This is a genomic window from Fibrobacter sp. UWB1 (genome assembly GCF_002210325.1).
Classification (GTDB): domain Bacteria; phylum Fibrobacterota; class Fibrobacteria; order Fibrobacterales; family Fibrobacteraceae; genus Fibrobacter.
Genome location: NZ_MWQL01000002.1, coordinates 223,297 through 245,461 on the forward strand (window position 1 = coordinate 223,297; position 22,165 = coordinate 245,461).

15 protein-coding genes and 3 tRNA genes are annotated in these 22,165 nt (G+C 51.5%); 11 read left to right on the forward strand and 7 right to left on the reverse strand.

What is annotated here, in order from left to right; translation table 11 throughout:
- Window positions 1-38: 38 nt before the first annotated feature.
- Window positions 39-2,444 carry a DEAD/DEAH box helicase gene (locus tag B7988_RS02410; RefSeq protein WP_088656699.1) on the reverse strand — a complete coding sequence of 802 codons (2,406 nt, stop codon included), beginning with the start codon at window positions 2,442-2,444 and terminating at the stop codon, window positions 39-41.
- A 257-nt stretch (window positions 2,445-2,701) separates the two neighbouring features.
- Between B7988_RS02410 and B7988_RS02415 the strand changes: the two genes are divergently transcribed.
- Window positions 2,702-2,786, forward strand: a tRNA-Ser gene (locus B7988_RS02415).
- An 88-nt stretch (window positions 2,787-2,874) separates the two neighbouring features.
- Here B7988_RS02415 and B7988_RS02420 read toward each other — a convergent pair.
- The 3 genes from B7988_RS02420 to B7988_RS02430 all read right to left on the reverse strand — a co-directional run bounded on the left by B7988_RS02420 (window position 2,875) and on the right by B7988_RS02430 (window position 6,995).
- On the reverse strand, window positions 2,875-6,507 hold the full coding sequence (locus B7988_RS02420; protein WP_088656700.1) for an InlB B-repeat-containing protein: 3,633 nt from the start codon (window positions 6,505-6,507) through the stop codon (window positions 2,875-2,877).
- A 231-nt stretch (window positions 6,508-6,738) separates the two neighbouring features.
- Window positions 6,739-6,811, reverse strand: a tRNA-Glu gene (locus B7988_RS02425).
- Between the two features lie 111 nt (window positions 6,812-6,922).
- A tRNA-Glu gene (locus tag B7988_RS02430) sits at window positions 6,923-6,995 on the reverse strand.
- Between the two features lie 75 nt (window positions 6,996-7,070).
- Here B7988_RS02430 and B7988_RS02435 point away from each other — a divergent pair.
- The 9 genes from B7988_RS02435 to B7988_RS02475 all read left to right on the forward strand — a co-directional run bounded on the left by B7988_RS02435 (window position 7,071) and on the right by B7988_RS02475 (window position 18,383).
- Complete coding sequence (locus B7988_RS02435; RefSeq protein ID WP_249268807.1) at window positions 7,071-8,615, forward strand: ABC transporter ATP-binding protein; 1,545 nt, start codon at window positions 7,071-7,073, stop codon at window positions 8,613-8,615.
- Between the two features lie 10 nt (window positions 8,616-8,625).
- On the forward strand, window positions 8,626-9,306 hold the full coding sequence (locus tag B7988_RS02440; RefSeq protein WP_088656701.1) for an isoprenylcysteine carboxylmethyltransferase family protein: 681 nt from the start codon (window positions 8,626-8,628) through the stop codon (window positions 9,304-9,306).
- On the forward strand, window positions 9,297-10,487 hold the full coding sequence (locus B7988_RS02445) for a glycosyltransferase N-terminal domain-containing protein (RefSeq protein WP_088656702.1): 1,191 nt from the start codon (window positions 9,297-9,299) through the stop codon (window positions 10,485-10,487). The genes B7988_RS02440 and B7988_RS02445 overlap by 10 nt, the downstream gene beginning before the upstream one ends.
- Window positions 10,484-11,416: a 4-hydroxy-3-methylbut-2-enyl diphosphate reductase gene (gene ispH, locus B7988_RS02450; RefSeq protein WP_088656703.1), complete on the forward strand. Its 933-nt coding sequence runs from the start codon at window positions 10,484-10,486 to the stop codon at window positions 11,414-11,416. Before B7988_RS02445 ends, ispH begins: the two co-directional genes overlap by 4 nt.
- 69 nt (window positions 11,417-11,485) lie before the next feature.
- Window positions 11,486-11,707: a 50S ribosomal protein L28 gene (rpmB, locus tag B7988_RS02455; protein WP_073056007.1), complete on the forward strand. Its 222-nt coding sequence runs from the start codon at window positions 11,486-11,488 to the stop codon at window positions 11,705-11,707.
- 212 nt (window positions 11,708-11,919) lie between these two features.
- Entirely contained in the window at window positions 11,920-13,407 is a 1,488-nt protein-coding gene (locus B7988_RS02460) for a hypothetical protein (protein WP_073320944.1), read from the forward strand.
- Entirely contained in the window at window positions 13,408-14,118 is a 711-nt protein-coding gene (locus B7988_RS02465) for a hypothetical protein (RefSeq protein ID WP_088656704.1), read from the forward strand.
- 88 nt (window positions 14,119-14,206) lie between these two features.
- Window positions 14,207-15,310 carry an efflux RND transporter periplasmic adaptor subunit gene (locus tag B7988_RS02470; protein ID WP_088656705.1) on the forward strand — a complete coding sequence of 368 codons (1,104 nt, stop codon included), beginning with the start codon at window positions 14,207-14,209 and terminating at the stop codon, window positions 15,308-15,310.
- Window positions 15,311-15,317: 7 nt separating this feature from the next.
- Entirely contained in the window at window positions 15,318-18,383 is a 3,066-nt protein-coding gene (locus B7988_RS02475) for an efflux RND transporter permease subunit (protein ID WP_088656706.1), read from the forward strand.
- Between the two features lie 2 nt (window positions 18,384-18,385).
- On the opposite strand, the gene B7988_RS02480 is transcribed toward B7988_RS02475, so the two are convergent.
- Together B7988_RS02480 and dprA are read right to left on the reverse strand one after the other, a co-directional pair.
- Window positions 18,386-18,670 (reverse strand): septum formation initiator family protein, encoded by a 285-nt coding sequence (locus B7988_RS02480; protein ID WP_170930518.1) that lies wholly within the window; start codon window positions 18,668-18,670, stop codon window positions 18,386-18,388.
- Window position 18,671: 1 nt separating this feature from the next.
- Window positions 18,672-19,586 (reverse strand): DNA-processing protein DprA, encoded by a 915-nt coding sequence (gene dprA / locus B7988_RS02485; RefSeq protein ID WP_088656708.1) that lies wholly within the window; start codon window positions 19,584-19,586, stop codon window positions 18,672-18,674.
- Between dprA and mazG the strand changes: the two genes are divergently transcribed.
- Complete coding sequence (gene mazG / locus B7988_RS02490; RefSeq protein ID WP_088656709.1) at window positions 19,585-20,391, forward strand: nucleoside triphosphate pyrophosphohydrolase; 807 nt, start codon at window positions 19,585-19,587, stop codon at window positions 20,389-20,391. The two genes, dprA and mazG, sit on opposite strands and share 2 nt — an antisense overlap.
- A gap of 299 nt (window positions 20,392-20,690) precedes the next feature.
- On the opposite strand, the gene B7988_RS02495 is transcribed toward mazG, so the two are convergent.
- Window positions 20,691-21,809 (reverse strand): hypothetical protein, encoded by a 1,119-nt coding sequence (locus B7988_RS02495; RefSeq protein ID WP_088656710.1) that lies wholly within the window; start codon window positions 21,807-21,809, stop codon window positions 20,691-20,693.
- Window positions 21,810-22,165 lie beyond the last annotated feature (356 nt).

The window sequence follows — 22,165 nt, forward strand, 5'->3', positions numbered from 1 at the left end:
AAAAAAGAGGCTCGGCGGAGCGAACCTCTTGCGTTTACTTAAACTCTTCCGAAGCGGCGAGTTTTGCGGAATGGCTTGTCGCCAAAGCTTCGCTCGTCGTGGTCCTTGCGGAACGAGCGATCTTCGAACTTGCCCGGCTTACGGTCCGCAAACATCTTTTCGCGGCGGGCCTTACGGTTTTCGAAAGGCTTGTCGTCACCGAACTTTTTGCCGTGGCGGTCGCCAAAGTCCTTGCGGCCTTCGCCGCGGTGGAAACTGCGGCGGTCTTCGCGGCTCGCGCGCGGGCGGGTTCCCGGAGCGGGGCCGGTAGGCGGTTCGTCGGTCATTAGGCGGAATCTGGATTCATTGCCGCGAATCGTCATGTCGGCCAAAATGTCGAGGACTTCCTGCGGCATGGTTTCGGGGAGTTCCACGGTGCTGAACTTGTCGAACAGCTTGATGCGCCCGATGTTGGAACTGCTGATGTTGCCTTCGCCGGCGATAGCGCCTACGATGTCTCGCGGCGTCACGTGGTCGCGGCGGCCTACACCTAGGTAGTAGCGCAGGTAGCCTTCTTCGACGCCGTTCGCGCCTTCGTTGCGTTCCTTGCGGAGCCTACTCTTTTCTTCGCGGTCGAGTCCAAAGTTGTCGTTGCTGCGGTCGCGGCGTTCGCCTCTTTCGCGCGGAACGTCAAGCGGCTTGAGTTCCGGGAACAGCGGCTGCTTTTTCTGCCAAATCTTGATGACGGCGGCGGCGATGTCTGCGGCGGTTAGCGGTTCTGCACCTTCTGTAGCGCTTTCGCTCACCATGCTTTCCACAAGATCCTTGAACTTGTCGAGTTCGCCGGTGGTAATCACACTCTTGATTTTGTCCTTGAAGGCGGCCACGCGCTTTGCGCTGATAATTTCGGCGGTGGGCAATTCCATCGTTTCGATCGGCTGGCGGGTTGCCTTTTCAATAATCTTGAGCATCTTCTTTTCACGCGGAGTGATAAAGAGGATGGCGTTTCCGCTGCGGCCTGCGCGGCCTGTACGGCCGATGCGGTGCACATAAGATTCGGTGTCAAAGGGAATGTCGTAGTTCACCACGTGCGTGATGCGGTCCACGTCGATTCCGCGGGCGGCCACGTCGGTGGCGACGACGATGTCGAGCTTGCCCATCTTGAGCCGGTTGATGGTGCGTTCGCGCATGGACTGGGCGAGGTCGCCGTTCAAGGGGGCCACGTTGAATCCGCGGCTTTCGAGCTTTTCGGCGACTTCGGTCGTATTCTGCTTGGTGCGCACGAAAATCAAAACGCCGTCAAAATCTTCGCCTTCGAGTACGCGGGCGAGCGCCTCGATCTTATGTTCGTTCTTTACAAGTAAGTAGCGCTGGCGGATATTTTCGACGGTCGTCGTCTTGCCTTCGATGCAGGCTTCTTCGTATTCGCCCAAATGTTGTTCAATAATCTTCTTGACTTCTTTAGGCATGGTAGCGCTAAAGAGGGCGCGCTGGGCGCTTGCCGGGATTTCCTTGAGGATGGTTTCCACATCTTCCATGAATCCCATGTCGAGCATTTCGTCGGCTTCGTCGAGAACGATGGCCTTTACGCCCGAAAGCACGATGGAGCCGCGCTTAATATGGTCAATCAAACGGCCCGGAGTGGCGACCACGATGTTTGCCTGGCGCTTGAGGGCGCGGAGCTGTACGGCGATGTCCTGTCCGCCGTAAACCGGAACCACATGCACCTTCGGCATTTTGGCGGCATACTGCTGGATGGCTTCGGCTACCTGGATCGCAAGTTCGCGGGTCGGCGTGAGCACGAGCATCGAGGTTTCGTGACCGTTAAAGTCGAGCCTCGAAAGCAGCGGAAGCGAGAATGCGGCGGTCTTGCCGGTACCGGTCTGGGCCGTGCCGAGCAAGTTTGCTCCCTGCAACAGGGCGGGAATCGCCTTCGCCTGAATGGGAGAGGGTGTCTCGTAGTTCAATGCCTTGATGGCTTCAAGAACTTCGTCTGCAAGTCCGAGGTCTTCGAATGTGACCAGCGCTTCGTCAGCGGGTTCCGTGTCTTCGGCTAGTTCATCGTCAGAATTGATGTCGGATTCTTCAGCAACAGTTTCGTTGGCCGGAGCTCTGTCAGCGGCGTCTTCCACAGCGTGTTGTTCTTCTTCGACCGGTTCGGCGCAGTCTTTCTTGGATTCTGCGTAGTCTTCGTCGCAGTCATCTTCGGGCTGTTCTGCTTCACCTTCTTCGAATTCGACCTTTGTGCCGACTTCAATGGCCGACTTGCAGCCTTTCTTGAGCACGTCGCCCTCTTCGTCCACAACCACGCCATTCGGGTTCACTTCGAGGAATGCGGCTTCGTCTGCCTCGTCTTCGTCGGCTCCGCCTGCGATGGCGTTCAAAAACGCGTCTGCTTCGCGGGCAATCTTGGATTTGGGGTCAATAGCTTCTTCAGGAATACGTTCTTCAGTATTCTTCGTCATAATACGCCTTCAGGACCCGTAAACTTCATCTGCGGCCCATGCCGCACTATCGAATGGTTCTTATGCCGGTTGTCCGGCTGAACCTTGAAAAGCCCCGAAGCGCACTCGCGCTTATAAACCTGAAGTTTTTTGGATCCATTTTGTTGGATTTGCGGCCAAATGTAGAAATAAAGGGCCCGATTTCAAAGGGTTGCAAGTTTTTCTTTAGAAATGGGCGTAGACAACCGAAAAATATTTTACTACATTGTGCGAACCTCGGAGAGATGCCAGAGTGGTCGAATGGGCCGGTCTCGAAATCCGGAGTCTGTCACAGGACCGAGGGTTCGAATCCCTCTCTCTCCTTGAAACAAAAAGCGGAGCCGTAAGGCCCCGCTTTTTGTTTCACTGAAAATAGGATGAGAACCCTCGCAGAGGGTTCGTTTCGCGCGATTTATTTAACCCGAACATGCTTCATGCTGTAGCCGATTTTCACTAAGTAAGAACCGGAGCTCGGTACCTGCAAATCCATGCTGGACGCACTCGTGCGACCGGTATAGATGACGCGGCCTTGCATATCGAACAATGCCAGCGGCATGCCGACTCGCGCACCGTCAATATGGATATTACGGCCGGCAGTAGTGACGACCATATTCGCATCCCAGACGAGGGCGATATGATTCGTCTTGCTGGAACTGGACTTCGGCGCATTACTCGAGCTAGACTTCGCGCTGCTGCTGGACCCTGCCGAGCTGGAGCTAGATTTTGCACTGCTACTAGATTCTACCGTGCTAGAACTAGATTTCGGAGCGTCGCTAGAGCTGGACTTTGCCGAACTGGAACTAGATTTTGGCGTATCGCTAGAACTCGACAGCACAGAGCTGGACGAACTCGAAACAGAAGAAGAGGACTGCTGTTCGGAACTCGAGCTGACCACGCTGGAACTAGAGGATTCTGGACAGGATTTGTCGTCGCGGAGAACCCACTTGGGCCAGAATTCCTTGTCGCCAATCGAACCCTTCGAAATAGAATCAATAGGTTCGCCTTCAAGGCCTTCATTGTCATACCAGCCTGCAAAGGTATAGCAGGTCCGATCATCTAGGACCACAAGTGCCATGGCGCTTCCATGGCTATAACGACTCTCGTACCAGTACGGAAAGAATTGGTCATCCTCATGGTATATAATCTTGTACTTCTCACAGGTAAAGTATGCGCTGACGGTATCAGACTGTGTTACCTTGTCAAAAACTTCCACGCCGTTCTGGAATGTTACATAACTATCGTTCAATTTACAGCCGGGGTCGGGTACAGCCTTCAATGTGACGCTTGAGCCGTAGTCATAATACCCCACGCCTTCTACGGTGCCACTGCAACCGTCTACGTCGTTGATTTCTGCGCCCAAGTAGAACCGTCTCATTTCTAAACTTGCGTAATAGTGCAGTTCGCCCGTAGCTGTCGCGCTAATCTTGCTGATAGAATCGCCCGAAAAATCAGCGTTGTCGAACCACCCGTGGAAATTGTAGCCTTCGTGAAACGGAATGGGCAACTGCGTTTCTACGCCTTCCTCATAGGAGCTCGCATATTTGACAGGATCACTTTCATAGGTGTACAGGACAAGCTTCGAATACTTGTGTTCGCCTTCATAGCCCTTAATCTCGGAGGTAAACACGGGATATGGATCAACGCCCACCTCTTGTCCCCAAATCAAACCATTGATTTCACCGTTGTCATAGTGATGCAAAGCATTGGCGACAAAGCCATTGGCAAATTTTTCTTCGTCAACGCCATTCACCGTACTATCCGGAATCAAAGTAGAAGGGTAAAATACGTTATCAGCATGCACATTATCGGGACGGATTGTTCCCGCCAGAGCTCCAATCCTAATGGGATGGCAGTGGTTTTGGATAGTCCCCAATAGGTAAGAATTGACAATAGACAACGGAGCGCCGGCGACTCCGACGAACCCGCCAATCACGACGCCTTCAAAGGCACCGGCCCCAATCGGACAAGAATTCCCGGTGACGATATCCCCGACATGGAATGAATTCTCTATACGGACATGTCCGTAGTTGCCGCCGACAAATCCGCCCATATAGCTATAGCCATGAACCTGACCTTTAGCATACGACTGGCTTATCAGGACATCAGCTTCATTGACTATGCCAATCATGGAACCTACCCCATTTTCATTCGCAGACACGTCTCCGTCAACAAAACTATTGGTAATGGTCACCTGCGCGCCATCCCAGATATCGCCAATAAACCCGCCGACATCGTAGTCCCCTCCCATCTCGCCAGTCCTGCCGGAATTTTTCAAAACAACTTTCGCCCCATAATGAACAGAGCCAACAATTCCGCCTATTCTATAATTTCCCCAAGCAATGGCATCCACCAGAATGCTGTCCAGAGTAACCCTGGAACTATCCTTCACGCCACCAATGACAGTACCTGCGTACCATTTTGCAGTAAATGCGCAGTCCTGCAATCTAAGGTTCTTGATGACGACCGGATTTTCATCGCTGCCCCCGGAAACCGATCCGAACAGGCCCACATATGCCGATTCTACACGATTAAGCCCATCATATCCTGGCCACCACGAAAGGCCGCCAATGGTAAAGCCGTTGCCGTCAAAGCTTCCCGCAAAATCCTGGATGGGAATCCACCACAGTCTCCCATTCTCATCATTCTTTTCGTACTTGACGTCGGCCACGAGTTTTCCGCAAGCCAGGGAATCCTTTTTCGCTCCGGGAGCACCGTTCACAATGGCCGCAAAACCGAACAGGTCGTCCATGGTAGCAATCTCATAGCAGTCTCCCTTAGGCTCGGGAATTTTCCACCATTTCCCGTAAATCGTCAAATCACCGGTAAGGCGATACGATATAGAATCAACGGGATGCCCGGCACCATCTGTATTGTAGAACCAGCCACTAAAGACATACCCGTCCCTTTGTGCCGGAACATACTTAAAGGGCCTTGTTTCGCCTTCGATATAATACTCGGGATATGAGGTGGTGTCGCCATCAAAAGAGACTACCGTCAGCTTCGAGATATTAACCGAAGAACCCGTGTAGCCAACAACCTTGCCGCTAAAAATCGGGAGCGGATCCACACCCACATTTTGGCCCCATATCTCTCCATCGTCATTCGCATAATGCAACCTTGTGGCAATCGTGCCGTCGGCAAATTCCTCTAAAGGGTCTCCCGCATAATAGGAACTAATTGTATCCGGATAGAAGAAATTGTCCCATCTAATCACTGCATACGAACCATATTCTTCATTACGGGTATATAGAGGTTTAATTATCCCATCCCCAATAGTATACCCATTGACTATCTGCAACGTATCGTGTGCATACCCCACAAGGGCTGCACTTCCAGCAACATTATAAACATTCTTTAAAGAGACAACGCCCCTAGCATCGGCGACAAAAATGCCAGTCTGCTCCTTGTCGTAAAAATCGTACGAAATCTTTCCCGCGTTATAGGAATTGGAAATCGTCAAGTGGCCATATTGCGTAAGGACAAAGCACGAAACCAGGCCTTGGGAAGCGGTATAATCAACGCTATTGTACACATGGTCCAATATGACGTATCCGTCGCTCTTACGAATTAGCCCGATATTTCCCCATCTCGAATCAATGGTTGAGTTTACCCAGCCCACGTTTTTGACAACCGCCGGTTTTTCTTTTGTCCCCTCGATTAACTTAAAAAAGAAGTCGTCGCCGATAATTCCGAGGTTGGAAATCGTGTGACCGTTTCCGTCAAAGGTTCCTGAAAAGGTCTCCATCGGGTCCCATCCAAATTCGTCGGCAATAAGACTGATATCAGCTGTGAGTACACCGCAGGCTGTAGAGTCTTTTATATGGACGTAGTCAAACCTATCGCCGTTTTCGTCCCAAAACTCGCCGTCGGGAGAATACTCCTCGACACTAAACCCGTTCACGATTCGAATAAAGCCGTTCATCTCCTGGGCCGTGGATATCTGGTAGCAGCCGTCCACCTTTGGCGGATACTCTAGATATTCATCTGCGAACGAGAACGCGCACAGGGCGAGTGTCAGGATAAAGGCAAATTTCTTCAAGAACATCTTGTTTTCTCCTCCTTCAAGACAAATTCTTCTTTTAATGTAACTTTTTTTAAAGGGACTGTCCGCCCAATTACAAAAAAAAGACACAACTGAATGTTGTGCCTTTTTTATACCCTGTGAGGCGGTTTGCTCGCGGGTAAAAAGAAAAGGTCCATCAAAAGATGAACCTTTTCTTATACCTTTAAAAAGGTTGAAAAAGAAAGGATGTGTCTTTGACACATCCTTTCTTTATACCCCCAAGCGGTTTCGAACCGCTGTTGCGGGAATGAAAATCCCGAGTCCTGGGCCACTAGACGATAGGGGCGATTTGTGCGACCAAATATAGGAAAGATTTTTTGTTAGTCAAGGGTGGTTGGCGCGTTTTTTTTGAGGGCATAAAAAAAGAACCAACTTTTCAGCTGGTTCTTTTTGTGACTACCCCCAAGCGGTTTCGAACCGCTGTTGCGGGAATGAAAATCCCGAGTCCTGGGCCACTAGACGATAGGGGCGTTTAGTAGGGCCAAATATAGGTAACTATTTAATTTTAGTCAAGGGGGCAACTGGAAAAAAGTTAATTTTTCTGCGTGAATTTGCGAAAATGGCTGAAAAAATCCCTGAAAGGCGGTGTAATCCGCTTTTTGCCGATGGCGCTTTTGGCAAGTGCTGCCGATGCGGCGGTGCTTTGGGGTGTTCGCTCCTTTATTGACATCGTTGGGGGCAAGGCCGATATTCCGCTTGCAGCCTGGGTCGGGGGAATGGTGGTTCTCGCCATGCTTCGCCTGTTGTTCCTGTACGGCAAGTCAAAAGTTTCCGAAGGTTGGCTCTATAAAGTTTCGGCACGGGTGCAGGCGTGGTTCTTGCACAGGCTCCGTGATCTCGCTCCTAAGAATTTCCATACCCCCAAGGGCGAACGCATGGTCGAATCCACTTACGAGGCGACCGTCGTGCTCCAGAATAACGGCGGCGTTTTTTTTCAGGCGGTTCAGGCGATTCTTCAACTGATTGTCTTTTTACCGGTGCTCTTTTACATTTCCTGGCCGCTTACCGCATTCCTTTTCGTGGTGATTGTGCCGCTGGTGGCGGTCCTCCAGCGAAAACTCCACAAGCTAGGGCCCGCCGAAGAATCCTTGTTGCGGTCCCGTTCCGATTTCCGCGGAAACCTGTCGCTTGCCCGTAGGCTTTTTAGGCAGTGGAGCGGCCGCGACGAGCGCAAGGATATCTCGGATGGCTTGCTGAAAGAAGTCCGTGGCCTCCGTGATGCAGGTTTCTCCGCCGCTATCAAAAAATCCGGCCTTTCGCTTTTGACCGAGACGGTTTCGGTGCTTGCAATGGTCTTGGTGCTTGCGTTCTGTGCGCTTTTGATGGCCCGCGGCTACATGGACGCGTCTGGCCTGGTGCTGTTTACCTCGGCGGTGCTCCTCTGCTACAAGCCTGTCAAGGAATGCGCCCGCGTCATGCCGCAGTTCCGCTCGGCAGTTTCGGCAATCAATGTCCTCGAAGAATTTGAAAAGCTTGAATTGGCCGGAAAATCCGCTGGCAAAGATATTGCTGCGTCCGGTGCGGTGTCCATTCACAAGGGACAATTCACTTATGAAGGCTCCGAAACTCCTGTATTCACGGACCTTGCGCTCCAGTGGTCCCGCGAAAAACCGGTTCTTGTCCGCGGTAAAAATGGGGTGGGCAAGTCCACGCTATTGCGTCTGCTTTCGGGGCTTGAACGCTGGAATTCTGCCGATGCGAATACCCCCCGCGATGTGTTCTTTGTCGCACAAGACCTGGAACTTCCGCCTAGGTGGATGCTTTCCCGCCTTCTCGAAAAACGCTACGATTCCGAATTGTCTTCGATCCTCAAGTCCTTTATGCAGTCTTCGGGTGCCGCCCCCCTCCTTCAAAAATCAGGCCTTTCAGGCGGCGAACGTGCCCGCGTGGCGCTCCTTTGGGCGCTCGCCTCGGACTCCCGCACGATCCTTCTGGATGAACCTTTTGCGTCCGTGGCGCTGGCCGACCGCGAAAAGCTGCTGAAATCCTACCTTGATGCAGCTCACGCTTTGGATAAATGGACAATTATTGTGAGTCATGATGTGCTTGCTCCCGAAGTTGAATGTATATTTAATGTTGCAAAGCTTTAGCGGAGGTGATATGGACGAACCTGTTGAAAGTCAGAATGAGCAGATAAATCCGGTTGAAAATACGGTCAAACAGAGCGACGATTCGTCTGTTGAAACGGCTCAGCTTCCCGAAGAAGAACCTAAGCGCGAGTTCCTTTTCCGTTACCGCGGGTGGGTCTTGGGTGTCCTTTCGTTAATCATGCTGGTATTTGAACCGGCTGACCTCGAAATTGTCATGTTCCTTGTCTTTGTCAATGTGTTCATCTTGGCGTTTTTCTTGCGCGTCAAGGCTCGCCGCGTCATTGGCGACCATACGCGTGGAGACATCCAGGATGCCGACGAGTTGGTGACTTGGGGCGCCTACGCTAGGTTGCGGCATCCGTTGTACGTGTCTAACGCGGCGTTTGGGATTTCGCTGATTATCTTGCACTTGGGTCTAAGCCTGCGCGTCATTCCGTTCATCGTGGTTCTTGTCGCGTTTGAAGTCTATTTGGGTAAACTCGATGACCGCTTCCTGGAGAAAAAGTTCGGTGACGAGTGGAAAATCTGGGCGCAGCAGACCCCTGCCTTTTTCCCGCGCGAATTCCACCGCTCTGGACCGATGCGTTCTGCAAAAGAGGCGTTCCTTGCAGACCATTTTACATGGCTCTGGATGATCATGATCCTTTTGCTGATTGTTGTCCGTAAGATTGCGTTCATGCTATGGACTTAAACGTAAAGAACTTAGGACGCCTTGCTGTAGGGACTGCCATTAAGACGGTGGCGCGTGCCGCTAGCAAGTTGCCTCGCCTCGATCGCGAATATCATATTGAAGAACGTTTGTCTGGCCCGTGGCCAAGCGACGGTCCGTATCTTTGGCTTCATGGGGCAAGTCTCGGCGAATGCCGCATGCTTCTTGGACTTGCGCATGCACTCCGAGAGGACTTGCCGAATTGTCCGAAGATTCTGATTACTTCGCAGAAAGTCGAAGTGGTCTCGTTCCTGAAGGATTCCTGCGCAGGCGTCGCCGAGGTGGCTATTGCTCCGGCCGATGTACCGTCGGCATTGCACTTGTTTGCAAGTGCGGTGCAGCCCCTGGGGCTAGTCTTAGCCGAAAACGAACTTTGGCCGGGTTACCTTTCGACCATGTCCAAACTTTCGACCCGCCGAAACATTGCGCTTGTTTCAGGACGTTACCGCAAGTCGTTCCCGTTCATCAATTTTTCGGGGATGGGTTATGCCTGCATGCAGACGGCTGCGGACCTTGGCCGTTTCACGTATGCGAGCAAGGGCTTTGTTCCGTGCACCATGGGTGGCGACTGGAAACTTTTAAACTGGGCCCGTGATGGAGGCCTGGTCTGTGAACCTGAAAAGCCGACTGTCGACGTGGTGTTCCTGTCGTTCCATCAAGAAGAAGCCGAAGCGCTTGTGTCCATGGCGAAGGATTCCGTGGACAAGGGCGAATCGGTAGTGCTCATGCCGCGCAAACTTTCGGAACTGAATTTATTCCGAAGACTTTTGAAAGAGTCTGAACTGCCTGTGGTAGATTACCCTTCTGTCGAGAAGGGCTCTGTCTCCTTGGTGACCCGCTTTGGGCTTTCCCGCGAGATTCTTCTGAAATCTAGGAGTGCAGTCGTGGGCGGCTCGTTTGACCGTCGTTTAGGAATCCATGATTTCTGGGAACCTTTGCAGATGGGCGTATCCACGTGTGTCGGTCCTTACGCCATGGGGCATGACGATGTGGTAGCTAAACTGGTCGACGCACATGTGGTCGCCCGGATTTTTACTCCGGCGGATTTCTTGCGTCGCCGTCACCCTTCGCCCGATGCAGTGCGGACGTTTTTGATGGCCGAGCGAATGAAGGTTTTGAATTCTTATAAGTTGTTGTTGAATTTTATAAAAGGGATTTTATGAAAAAGGTGATTCTTGCGACTCCCCGCGGTTTTTGTGCGGGCGTGGATCGAGCCATTCATGTGGTGGAACGCGCTATTGAAAAATTCGGAACCCCTATTTACGTGCGCCATGAAATCGTGCATAATAAGTTCGTGGTTGATACTCTCAAGTCCAAGGGCGTTGTCTTTGTCGATGAACTGGACGAAGTCCCGTCGGGCTCGGTAGTGATTTTCTCTGCCCACGGGGTCGCCGAAGAAATTTATGCCGACGCCGAAAAACGCGGACTGCAGGTGCTGGATGCTAGTTGTCCGCTGGTGCTCAAGGTTCATTTCAGTGCCAAGCGTCATTATGCTGCCGGCCGCCATATCATTCTGATTGGGCATGCAGGCCATGCCGAAGTGGAGGGCACTCTGGGCCAGCTTCCGCCGGGAGCCATCACGCTGATCAAGAACGAAACCGACGCACGGATGGTGGAAGTCCCCGCTGACAAGGAACTGGCCTACATTACGCAGACCACACTTTCGGTGGCTGAAACCCGCAAAATTATCGAAGCGCTCAAGGAACGATTCCCCAACATTATCGGTCCCGATGCGGGAGACCTTTGTTATGCGACGGGCAATCGTCAGGCGGCGGTCCTCGATCTCTGCTCCAAGGTGGATATGCTTTTGGTGGTGGGTGCCAAGAATTCTTCCAATTCCAGCCGTCTGATGGAACTTGGGCTTGAACAAGGCATTCCCAGCTATTTGATTGCCTCGGTAGACGATTTGAAGCCGGAATGGTTCGAAAATATCGAATCGGTGGGTATTTCGAGCGGTGCAAGTGCTCCTGAGGTGCTCGTCCAGGGGGTGGTGGACTGGATAAAAGAGAAATTTGCCCCCGTAGAAATCGAAAATTTCGTAAAATTGGTCGAATCAACCAAATTTAACCTGCCAAAGGCATTGCAAGATTGATAATTTAACCTTGACGAACGGACGCTTTTTTTCTAAAATTGCGTCCGTTATAAAACAACGGAGTTTATTATGAGCCGCATTTGTGAAGTTACCGGCAAGGCCGGCCTCGTGGGCAACATGGTTTCCCACTCTAACCGCAAGAAGTTGATGAAGCAGCTGCCGAACCTTCAGAAGAAGCGTTTCTACATTCCTGAAGAAGACCGCTGGGTGACCCTCCGCGTTAGCGCTGCAGGGCTTCGCACGATCAACAAGCTTGGTATCCAGGCTGTTGCTGCTGAACTCGGCATCTAATCTAGATTTTCTAAGGTTTGCCAAGATTCGCCGCCTAACGGGGTAATCCCTCGCTAGGTGGTTCTTTGTGTTTATATAAAAACGCCGATTTAAGCTCGTTTACCGGCTTTGTCGGATAATTTCTCTTTTTAGTTAAAAAACAAATACGAATAGCCAATAACTAGTGGCTTTTTATGCGTCTAAATACCCGTTTTTTGCTATTTTAGCGTTATATGCGCAAGTTTGCCTATTCATTGATCGCCTGTGTGGCTAGTGTTTTTGTTGCCCAGTCTTTTGCCCAGCCCCGTGACCTTTTTGCGGAGTTCGAGGCCGAAGCCGAGGCTGCCCAGTCCAGTGCGGCTGTCCAAGCTGCTCCGAGTTCCAGTAGTGTTGCGGCTGCGCCCGCTCCTGCAGAGAAATCTCCTGCAGTAAAGGCTCCTGCATCGAGCAGCAGCGTCAAGGCCTCGTCTAGCTCGGTTGCCTCTTCCAGCAGTGTCAAGCAGTCCTCTAGTAGCGTGGTTGCATCTAGTTCTAGCGTAGCTCCATCTTCTAGCTCTGTCGCTGTTTCTTCCAGTAGTGAAGTTCCCGCTCCGGTGGATTCTGCCGCGGCTGTCGCCGAAGCTCCGGCCGAAGCGGATTCCGCTCTCGCTGATACTCTCGCAGGCGATTCTGTCAGGGAAATGACTCCAGAAGAAGCCTACGCTGCCGAAATGAGAAGGCATAACGAAGAAAACCGCATCCGCGATTCTCTCGCGATGGCGGGTTCCTCTTCTTCTGCCGAAGTGCCGTCCTCTAGCAGCATGAACCGTCGCGAACTGCTGGGCCCTGTCAAGGTGTCCAAGGTGAACGGTATCGATGAAATGAAGGGCCGTTACAAGAGCCCGCGCAAGGCTTTGTTCATGTCCTTGGTTGTGCCGGGCTCCGGTCAGATGTATGTGGGCGGATCCAATTTCACTTACGTCCGCGGCGGCATTTACCTTGCTTTGGAAGCGGGTCTTTGGGGCGGCTGGTATTATTACTCCGTGAACAAGTACGACAAGCAGGTCGACAGGTATAAGAAGTATGCCCAGACGCATTATTCCATTGGCCAGTACGAAAAGCGCATGCGCGGCCTGTATAACGCCGACGCCGTGAACTACGAATCTGAATTCCGCCGTCGCTACCTGGGAACGCGCGAAACGTTCTGCGAAGGTATCTTCGGTACGGCGACAACGCACCGCTGCTACGATCGCGACAAGCTTTATTCTGGCGATGCCGAATACGTGAACGATTTCGTGAAGAATCCGAAGAGTCTGAAGGAAGAAATGAAGAAGGTCAAGTTCGAATCCCCGTCCGAAGTTTATCAGCTGATTGCTGACGACGCCTATATTCTCGGTTGGGACGACATTGGCGATGAAGATGTCGCCGTGGCAACGTCGCTTGCTCTTGAAGACCCGAACAGCGCTACAGAGCCGCTGGCAAAGACTGAATCGGATCACCAGAAAGAGTACCGCAGTATGCGTGGCAAGGCCAACGATTACGCCGACATGCAGGCTTGGTTCTTTGGCGGTCTCATTCTGAACCATATCATTTCGGCTGTCGACGCTGCCATTACGGCTAATTCGCACAATAAGGCTCTGTACGAAGAAGAACTTTCTTGGTACGACCACTTGCATTTCGATAGCGGCTTGTCCTTTATAGACGGCTTTGGTTTTAACGTGCAGGCAAGCTGGGGCTTTTAAATGAAACTGCTCCTGGTCCTGTTGCTCGCGGCGGTGTCTGCTTTTTCGCAGACGGTGATTTCCGTTGACGAGAATGTGAGCAAGAACTCCGACAAGAGTTGGCTCTTGGCGATGGGCGCCTCGGCGGTGTTGCCTGGTATGGGGGAACGCTATCTTGGCGAGCCGCAGTTTGTGCGCCCGTTTGTTTGGACTGACATTGCCCTCTGGTTTACGGCTATCGGGTCTTACGTGATTGGCGAACGCTATATTTCGTCTGCCCATAACTATGCCGTGCGCCACGCGGGCCTCAATTCCAGCAGCAGGAATGTTTCTATGCTCAATACGGTGGGCGACTACCGTAGCCGCAGCGGTGTCGATGGCCAGAATTCTTCGCCCGACATGGACGAAGACTACAATCAGGCGATGATCCGTGCCGGCAAAGAAATTGACGAAGATCTGTCTGCAGACATCCAGTGGGACTGGGGGTCTAGCGACAATCCCGAAACGACGGAACATATCGATGAATTCAAGAGCCGCATGCGTCATTACCGTGTGAGCCGGATTGTCTTCCAGGTGTCGGTTGGCGCCCTTCTTCTGAATCGCGTGGTTTCAGTCCTCAATACGATCAGGGTTTACCGGGCGACCTCTTCCAAGAGTTTTACGGAACGAATGGAATTTGTGCCTGAATTCTACGAGGATGGCAGCGGCATCTTGATGAACGTGAAATTCTAGAGAAATTTCAGATTTCGGAATTCAGAATTCGGAATTGGAAATGACAAATAATTTGCAACGCCTTATACAGTTTAATCATCTAAAGTTTATGAAAAATTTTGCATTGTTATCTGTCGCGTTGCTGTTGATTGCTTGCGGTGGTGATTCTGCTCCCGGTGCAGGTGCGCCTGGCAAAGGTGCTGCCGGTAAGGGAGGCCCTGGTGGCAAAGGTGGTAGACCCGCTCGCGAAATTGCTGTAGAGGGCTATATTGCCGAAGCCCATGAAGCGGGCAAGACTTTTACCGCCATGGCGACGCTCGAACCGCTGAACAATGTACAGCTGACGGCGGCGACTTCGGGCAGACTCACGAATCTTTACGCTAAAGACGGTGCCCAAGTTCAAAAGGGAGCGCTCCTCGCAAAAATTGACGATTCTGAACTTCGCGCCCAACTCAAGCAGGCCGAATCGAACCAGCAACTTGCCCAGCAAAAATTTGACCGCGTCAAGACGCTTTTCGAAAAAGATGGCGCTACCAAGGCCGACATGGAAGCCGCCGAAGCAACGCTTAAGTCTGCCGAAGCATCCGTAGAACTTATCAAGGCTCAAATCGCAAAGACCGAGGTTCGCGCTCCGTTTGCAGGCAAGCTCGGGTTTGTGAATGTGTCCGTGGGCGCCTGGCTTACGACCGGTACGTCGATAGCTTCGCTTAGCGAAGTCAAGAAATTGAAGGCCAAGTTCTCGCTCCCGCAGCGCTACGCCTCTGCGCTTAAAGTGGGCGACGCCGTAGATGTCAAAGATGAGGAACGCAACGTCTCCAAGTCGGGCAAGGTAAAGGCTTTGGAAGCCGCACTTTCTGAAAGCAGCCGCACTCGTCAGGTGCTTGTCGAAGTCGATAACGCCGGTAATGAACTTTTGGCAGGCTCATATGCTAAGGTGAATGTTACGATGCAGGCGGGAATGGCGAAAAGCATTCCGATTCCGGCCGAAGCTTTCACACTCGATAAAGATGGCGCCTACGTATTTGTGGCGACTGGAGGCAAGGCCAAAATCAAGCATGTCGAAACGGGCCTCCGCACGCCGATCGCAGTCGATGTCACGGGTGGCCTCGATGAAGGCGATACGGTCATTACCTCTGGCTTGATTAGCCTACGCGAAGGGGCTTCTGTACGTATCCGCGAAATCCGTCATAACACCGATTACGAAGTGGAGTAGGTAACCGATGAGTGTCGCGAACCTTTCCGTACGTCGCCCGGTGCTCATGACCGTGATGGCGCTCGTGATTATTTTGCTTGGCGCCTTCGGGGCCTCGAACTTGGGCGTGCGTGAATACCCCAACGTGGACTATCCGCTCATTCAGGTGCGTACCTCTTACCCGGGCGCAAACGCAGCCGTGGTCGAAGCCGAAGTTACCGAAATATTGGAAGCTTCCATCAATAGTGCATCTGGCATTAAGGCGCTGACCTCTACCAGCCGTGATGGTTTCTCGTTTATCAACATTGAATTCGAAACGGGCATGGACCTGGAAGCAGCCGCCAACGAAATCCGCGACCGCGTGAGCCGCGTGCGTCGCCGCCTGCCGGACGATGTGGATGAACCGACGGTGTACAAGTCCGATAGCGACAACGATCCGATTCTCATGGTGAGCCTCGTGAGCGACAAGCTCGATCCGATGGAAGTTTCGGAACTCGCGAACAACTTTGTCAAGGAACGCCTGCAGACAATCAATGGCGTTTCTGAAATTGCCATTTGGGGCGAAAAACGCCCGACCGTTCGCCTGTGGATTGATCCGGTGCGCTTGCAGGCGCTCGGTGTCTCCGGTGCCGAGATGTCGGCGGCACTCAAGAAGGGTAACCTGGAACTGCCTTCCGGCTCTATCGAAGGTAGCGAGACTACGCTTTCTATCCGTACGTTGGGACGTATTCTCGATCCGAAGGCTTTTGAAAATATCGCGATCAAGGTTGCTGAAGATGGCACTGTCATTCGCATTTCGGATGTAGCGGACATTCACTACGAACCGAAGGATACCCGCACGGGATTTAGGCGCAACGGCAAGAATTCCATTACGCTTGCATTGATGGCGCAGCCCGGCTCAAACCACGTTGAAATCGCCAATGAATTCTACAAGCGCGTCGAAGACATCCGCCGCGAAATTCCTGAAGGAGTCGATGTTCTTTACGGTCGCGATACTTCTATCAATATCCGTGCCTCCATTAAAGAAGTGGTGGAGACGATCTTTATTGCGTTTCTGTTGGTGATTGCCATTATCTTCGCGTTCCTCCGCGAAGGGCGTACGACGCTGATTCCGATGGTGGTGGTGCCGGTGTCGGTAATCGGTAGTTTCTTTGTGCTTTACCTTTGCGGATTCTCCATTAACGTGCTGACCTTGCTTGCCATGGTGCTTGCCATTGGCCTTGTGGTGGACGATGCCATTGTGATTGTGGAAAATATCTATCACAAGATTGAACGTGGCATGACGCCCAAGCAGGCGGCAGTCGCGGGCACAAACGAAATCTTTTTTGCCGTGATTGCAACCTCTGTGGTGTTGATGGCCGTGTTTGTGCCGGTGCTTGCGTTGGGTGGTACGACGGGGCTTTTGTTCCGTGAATTCGTGGCGGTGATGATTGGTACGGTGTTCCTTTCTACGTTGTGCGCTTTGACGCTTTCGCCCATGCTTTGCTCCAGGTTCTTGAAAAAGCAGAAACAGGGGTGGTTCTTCCGTGTTACCGAACCGTTCTTTGATGGAATGAACCGCATTTATTCGGTGCTGCTTGGCGGCTTCCTCAAAATGCGCTTGCTCTTGTTCCCGATAGTGGCGGGCCTTTTGGCGGCGGCCTATTTCTGCTTCAATAACATGAGTAGTGAAATGGCTCCGACCGAAGACTCCAACGCGGTCATGGTGAACTTGAATATGCCCGAAGGTGTGACGCTCACGCGCACGAAGCGCATGGCCGATGCTTTTGCCGAAGAAGTGATAGCCCTGTTAGATAGCAACGAATATACCGAATTTCAAGCGGGTGCGTGGAATGCGGGCAATTCGAGAATGCGCTTGACTTTGAACGACAACAAGAAGGCGCGTCGCCCGCAGAGTGTAATCGCCCGTGAAATCCAGCTGCTCGGGAACGAATATCCGGACTTGCGCGTAATGGTGTTTGAACCACAGAGCATCAGTACACAGCGCGGTGGCCTTCCGGTGCAGTTCGTGTTGCAGGCCCCGAATATCGAAATCCTGCGTACACTTGTGCCCAAGTTCGAAGAAGAAGCGAGCAAGAGCCCTGTGTTCAGCGTGGTGAATACGAACCTCCGTTTCACTAAGCCTGAACTGCATATCGAGATTATGCGTGACAAGGCCAACGAAGAAGGCGTGTCGGTGAATGACATTGCCCAGGCGGTGCAGCTGGCCATTAGTGACCAAAGCTATGGCGAATTCTATAAGGATGGCCGCCAGTATGACATTATCGGTGCGGTTGGTTACCAGTACCGCAGCATGCCCGAGAACATCTCGATGCTGACCGTCAAAAACGGTAAGGGTGAACTTGTAAGCCTCGATAATTTTATCACATTCAGTGAACAGTCCGCGTCGCCGTCGCTGCCGCGATTTAACCGCTTTAGCGCAGCGACTATTCAGGCGGGCCTTGTGCCGGGCAAGACGATTGGCGACGGTGTCGAAGAAATGCGCCGCATTGCAAAGCACTTGCTGAAGGATTACCCGAACGTGAGTACGGCTTTGAGCGGTTCTTCCAAGGAATTTGAAGAAAGCTCCAGCGGCCTTTACATTGTGTTCCTTTTGGCGCTTGCGCTGGTGTTCTTGGTGCTTGCAGGCCAGTTCGAAAGTTTCCGCGCTCCGTTCGTCATCTTCTTTACGGTGCCGCTGGCACTCGCGGGCGCCCTTGCATTCCTGTTCATTACGGGTCAGACGCTCAACATCTTTAGCGAAATTGCTCTGATTCTTTTGATTGCCCTGGTGACGAAGAACGGTATCTTGATTGTGGAATTTGCAAACCAGATTGCGGCGAATACCGGCTGTAACAAGCTTGAGGCGGCTCGGATGGCGGCGGAACGCCGCTTCCGCCCAATCCTCATGACGAGCATGTCCACGGTATTGGGCGCCGTGCCCTTGATTCTCACGGGCACCCCGAGCCGTATCGCGATGGGTGTCGCTATTGCAGGCGGTCTTACGTTTGCGACTTTCATGACGCTCTTTATTGTGCCGGCGGCTTACAGCTTCTTTGCGGGCAAGGCTTCGATGGATGCCATGAAGAGCACCGACGCCTCCAAGATGGCGTGAGATTATTTCACCATCTGGAATACGCGCTCGCCTTTGCGGCTCATGCCGTAGCGGGAGCGTAACAGGTTTTCCTTGTACAGGGAATCGTTCTTGAGTCGTTCAATCTCGATATTGCAAGAATCAATGGCGTGCTGCAGGGAATCGATTTGCGCTTCGAACCTGGCGATGTCCTGCGTGATTTTTTGCTGCTGCTTCAAGCTGTTTTTCCCGAACATCAACTGCGAAATGACTATCGCAATTGTTGCGACAATCGTAAACAGGATAATCCAGAAAAAACGCTTTTTCACGTCAAGTTGCTCCATTAAAGTAGAACTGGAAGTTGTCCGGTGAATGGACTAGACCCGAAAGTTCTAACTCTGTTAATATAGCTAAAATATTGTTGGGCTTAAAGTTACATTCGTTCTGCAGTTCCTGAAAAGTCTTCTTGAAGCCGTTGAATTGCATAAATAAGGCTAGGGCGTCGTGAGAAAGATTGCAACCGGTTGCTTCAATTTGAGAGAGGCTGACTGCGGCCGGCGCATCCGAATCCGTCTTGATTTTGGGGAGCCCGGCAACAGTGCGCAGGCTTTCGGGCATAAAGACTGGCATGGCCTTCCCTTGGTCCAGGTATTGATTGGGTCCTGCAGAGGTTTCGCTATCGAAGTCCCCCGGAACGGCGAGCAAAAGCTTGTTTTCTTGCAGGCAGTAGTCGGCCGTGATGAGGGCTCCGCCTTTGGTTTTACTTTGTACTAAAACCGTGGCGCGACTGAGACCGCTGATAATCCTGTTGCGGGCAGGAAAGTTCCCTTTGAAAGAGGGAAAGTCTTCTTCGTATTCGGTCATGATGCAACCGCCGGCATCGATAATGCGGCGGGCGAGCGTTGCACGGTCTCCAGGAATCGGGACATTGATTCCCTGTGCAATCACGGCAATCGTCGGAATCCCGAAATCGAGCGCGGCTTCGTGGCAATAATAATCAATACCTTGCGCAAGCCCGGAAACGACGACGGCCCGCGTACCTTTCAGTGATTTGACGAGCCGTCTGCACAGCTCGCGGGCGGAACTGCTTGGACGCCGCGTACCTACCATGGCAATTCCAATGCAATCGCTTGCGGGCAGTTTGCCGCGAACGTACAGTAACGGTGGCGCTAACGGAGATTCCTTAAGCGAAAGCGGGAATTGTTTCGGTTCAAGTGTTTCGTACTTTCTATCTTTGTCTGTCATGAAATATTCCTTTGAAGACTTGGTGAAAATTATGGCGACCCTCCGCTCCCCGGAAGGCTGCCCTTGGGACAAGCAACAGACGCACCAGTCGTTGCTCCCTTATTTGGTCGAAGAATCCCATGAATACATCGATGCCGCCCAGGCAAACGACAAGGCTCACATGGCCGAAGAACTAGGCGATGTGCTGTTCCAGGTGGTGTTCCATTCGCAAGTCGCCAAAGAAAACGGCGATTTTTCTATCGACGACGTGGTGCAGGGAATCTGCGAAAAAATGATCCGGCGCCATCCGCATGTCTTTGGGGATGCGAAGGTCGATGATTCGAACGGCGTTGTCCGCCAATGGGAACGCATCAAGGCGCAAGAAAAAAACAATCTAAAAATGCAAGGCAAGTCCGCTATGGACAAAGTAAGCAAAAGCTTGCCGACACTTGCCCGTGCCCAGGAACTTCAGCGCCGCGCCGCCAAAGTAAGCTTTGACTGGACCGAGGCTGAACCTGTCTTTGACAAGGCCGTAGAAGAATTTAGCGAATTCCGCGCCGAAATGCAAGCGGCCTCTCCTGAAAATCGTAACGTAGAGCGCATGGAAGATGAATTCGGCGACATCATGTTCAGTCTTGTGAATGTGGCGCGCCACTGTGGCTTCAATGCGGCCCTTGCACTTGAACGCGCAAACTCCAAGTTCGAACGCCGCTTCCGCGTGGTAGAACAGATGGCCCGCGATCAGGGCAAAGAAATGAAAGACGTTGGCCTCGAAGGCCTGCAAGAAATGTGGAAACAAGCTAAAAAAACGTCATTGCGAGCGTAGCGCGGCAATCCATTGGACTCTAATTAGGAACATTCCACTTTGGAATACGAAAGTTGAAAAATTATTTTCGCATTCCATATCCCGATGGTATATTAAGTAATGTGCTTCCAGTCCATTCTGGTTTAGCGAAGGGATGCTGGAGCAAATCACGGGGTAGAATAGACCGGAAGCACGCTTGTTTTCTTCTAATTCCACTTGTCCCGCAGAGGTCTCCCTTCTGCGGGACTTTTTGTGAAAGCGGCCAAAGAAAAAATCCCCACTGCAGAGCAGTGAGGATTTAAAATGATATCTACTATGATTTATTGGACCACGGGTTGTGGTACTAAAATAGTGTTTAAGCAGGCTTTGAAATCGCTAAAGTTATTCTGCGAGTATTTGTAACCGTAGTAGTATTTGTTTCCGTTGACATCGGTGTCGTCGTCAGTTTTAAGGTATTCCATATTTTCGCTCTTGCAGAGGTCTTGCGTTATATGGCGGTTTGATTCGTCAATATTGGTGCAGGTGATTCCGTTGGTAGCGATTGTTACGGTTATAGATGTATGTTCGTCTGTATCGATAGCCTTTAGAACAGACACCGTATACGAGACACCTCCGTATGTGAACGTTTCTCCCGTTGCCGACAAGTCTGTAGAAACAATGCCGCCGAAGGTGGCAAGTTCCTCGGTAGAATGCAAACCCATACTGATTCGTTCACTCAAAGGATAGTTTGCATAGAGCTCGGCGTAACTCACGAGGTTCCCGTTTTGTTTTACATACTCATCTCCAATTGTTACAGCTTTTCCGAATATATAGTCAGGTAAAGGAATATAGGATGCATTCCCGGTCACCAAGTAGGCAAATAGTTTATATCTATAGTCACTAGTTGCATAATTGAATTTGCGGTTAGTTTCTTCAATATATTGAGCTGTAACTGTCTTGCTGAAGGAGTTGCTAGTAATAGAAACGATTTCGGTAGCTTCGATATCATCGTCATCGCAGTTTGTTCGTTCCGAAGACAATTTGTATGTGCAGGGGATGGATGTCCAGGTGCTATAAATGCTGCCTGCTTTCCCGCCTACGTACATTTTTGCAAGATTGTTGAATTCATCATCTTCATCGTCCCACCACGATAGTACAAGCGTGTCTCCAACAAATTTGTATTGAACGAGCTGTTCTCCGGATCTTATCTTGACAGATCCCCATTGCGGCACTCCGTTGTTGACAAGGCACCTGTTTTCGAAATCGCCCTGGCCCGAGAGTTTCATGGTCTGGGAGTTTTCATCAATGAGCAGTTGGTACGAAGACGAAATGCTTTCTCCGGCGCTATTTGCTCCCGAGCCACTGGGGCTCGTGCTGCTGTCTTCGCCGCAGGCCAAAAGACCGATGGCTGTTGTTGCGCATGCTCCGAAAAATAGTGCTTGAGTAAGAGCGCTTTTCATAATGAAACTCCTTGGTTTTATTCCGAAATGTAAAAAAACGTAAACATTGTCAAGTAAAATCTCAAGGTGCGTTTTTAAATGTGATATAAAGCAAAATCCCCACTGCAGAGCAGTGAGGATTTTAAACTTCTAAGAAGTTTGGCTTTAGCTTTTTTGTGAGCCACAAGCGACTTGTATTGCGATAATATCGCATAAACCGGCGCCTCAACAATATAAACAAGCAAGCTTGTTTCTGCTGTATTCGGCTTAGGTTTATTTAACGAGTCGTGGTGGCGAGAGCAAGGCGATATCACATTTTTATGAATGCGATAGAGCCGAGCGGTCTCCGTGAGCAACAAAGCCCCCGGGTGTGAACC

Bases quoted from the DNA above. Each gene is read 5' to 3' on its own strand.
- B7988_RS02410 (WP_088656699.1), bottom strand. From the start codon at position 2,444: ATGACGAAGAATACTGAAGAACGTATTCCTGAAGAAGCTATTGACCCC.
- B7988_RS02420 (WP_088656700.1), bottom strand. From the start codon at position 6,507: ATGTTCTTGAAGAAATTTGCCTTTATCCTGACACTCGCCCTGTGCGCG.
- mazG (WP_088656709.1), top strand. From the start codon at position 19,585: ATGAAATATTCCTTTGAAGACTTGGTGAAAATTATGGCGACCCTCCGC.
- B7988_RS02440 (WP_088656701.1), top strand. From the start codon at position 8,626: ATGGACGAACCTGTTGAAAGTCAGAATGAGCAGATAAATCCGGTTGAA.
- B7988_RS02465 (WP_088656704.1), top strand. From the start codon at position 13,408: ATGAAACTGCTCCTGGTCCTGTTGCTCGCGGCGGTGTCTGCTTTTTCG.
- rpmB (WP_073056007.1), top strand. From the start codon at position 11,486: ATGAGCCGCATTTGTGAAGTTACCGGCAAGGCCGGCCTCGTGGGCAAC.
- B7988_RS02460 (WP_073320944.1), top strand. From the start codon at position 11,920: ATGCGCAAGTTTGCCTATTCATTGATCGCCTGTGTGGCTAGTGTTTTT.
- B7988_RS02470 (WP_088656705.1), top strand. From the start codon at position 14,207: ATGAAAAATTTTGCATTGTTATCTGTCGCGTTGCTGTTGATTGCTTGC.
- B7988_RS02495 (WP_088656710.1), bottom strand. From the start codon at position 21,809: ATGAAAAGCGCTCTTACTCAAGCACTATTTTTCGGAGCATGCGCAACA.
- ispH (WP_088656703.1), top strand. From the start codon at position 10,484: ATGAAAAAGGTGATTCTTGCGACTCCCCGCGGTTTTTGTGCGGGCGTG.
- B7988_RS02475 (WP_088656706.1), top strand. From the start codon at position 15,318: ATGAGTGTCGCGAACCTTTCCGTACGTCGCCCGGTGCTCATGACCGTG.
- dprA (WP_088656708.1), bottom strand. From the start codon at position 19,586: ATGACAGACAAAGATAGAAAGTACGAAACACTTGAACCGAAACAATTC.
- B7988_RS02445 (WP_088656702.1), top strand. From the start codon at position 9,297: ATGGACTTAAACGTAAAGAACTTAGGACGCCTTGCTGTAGGGACTGCC.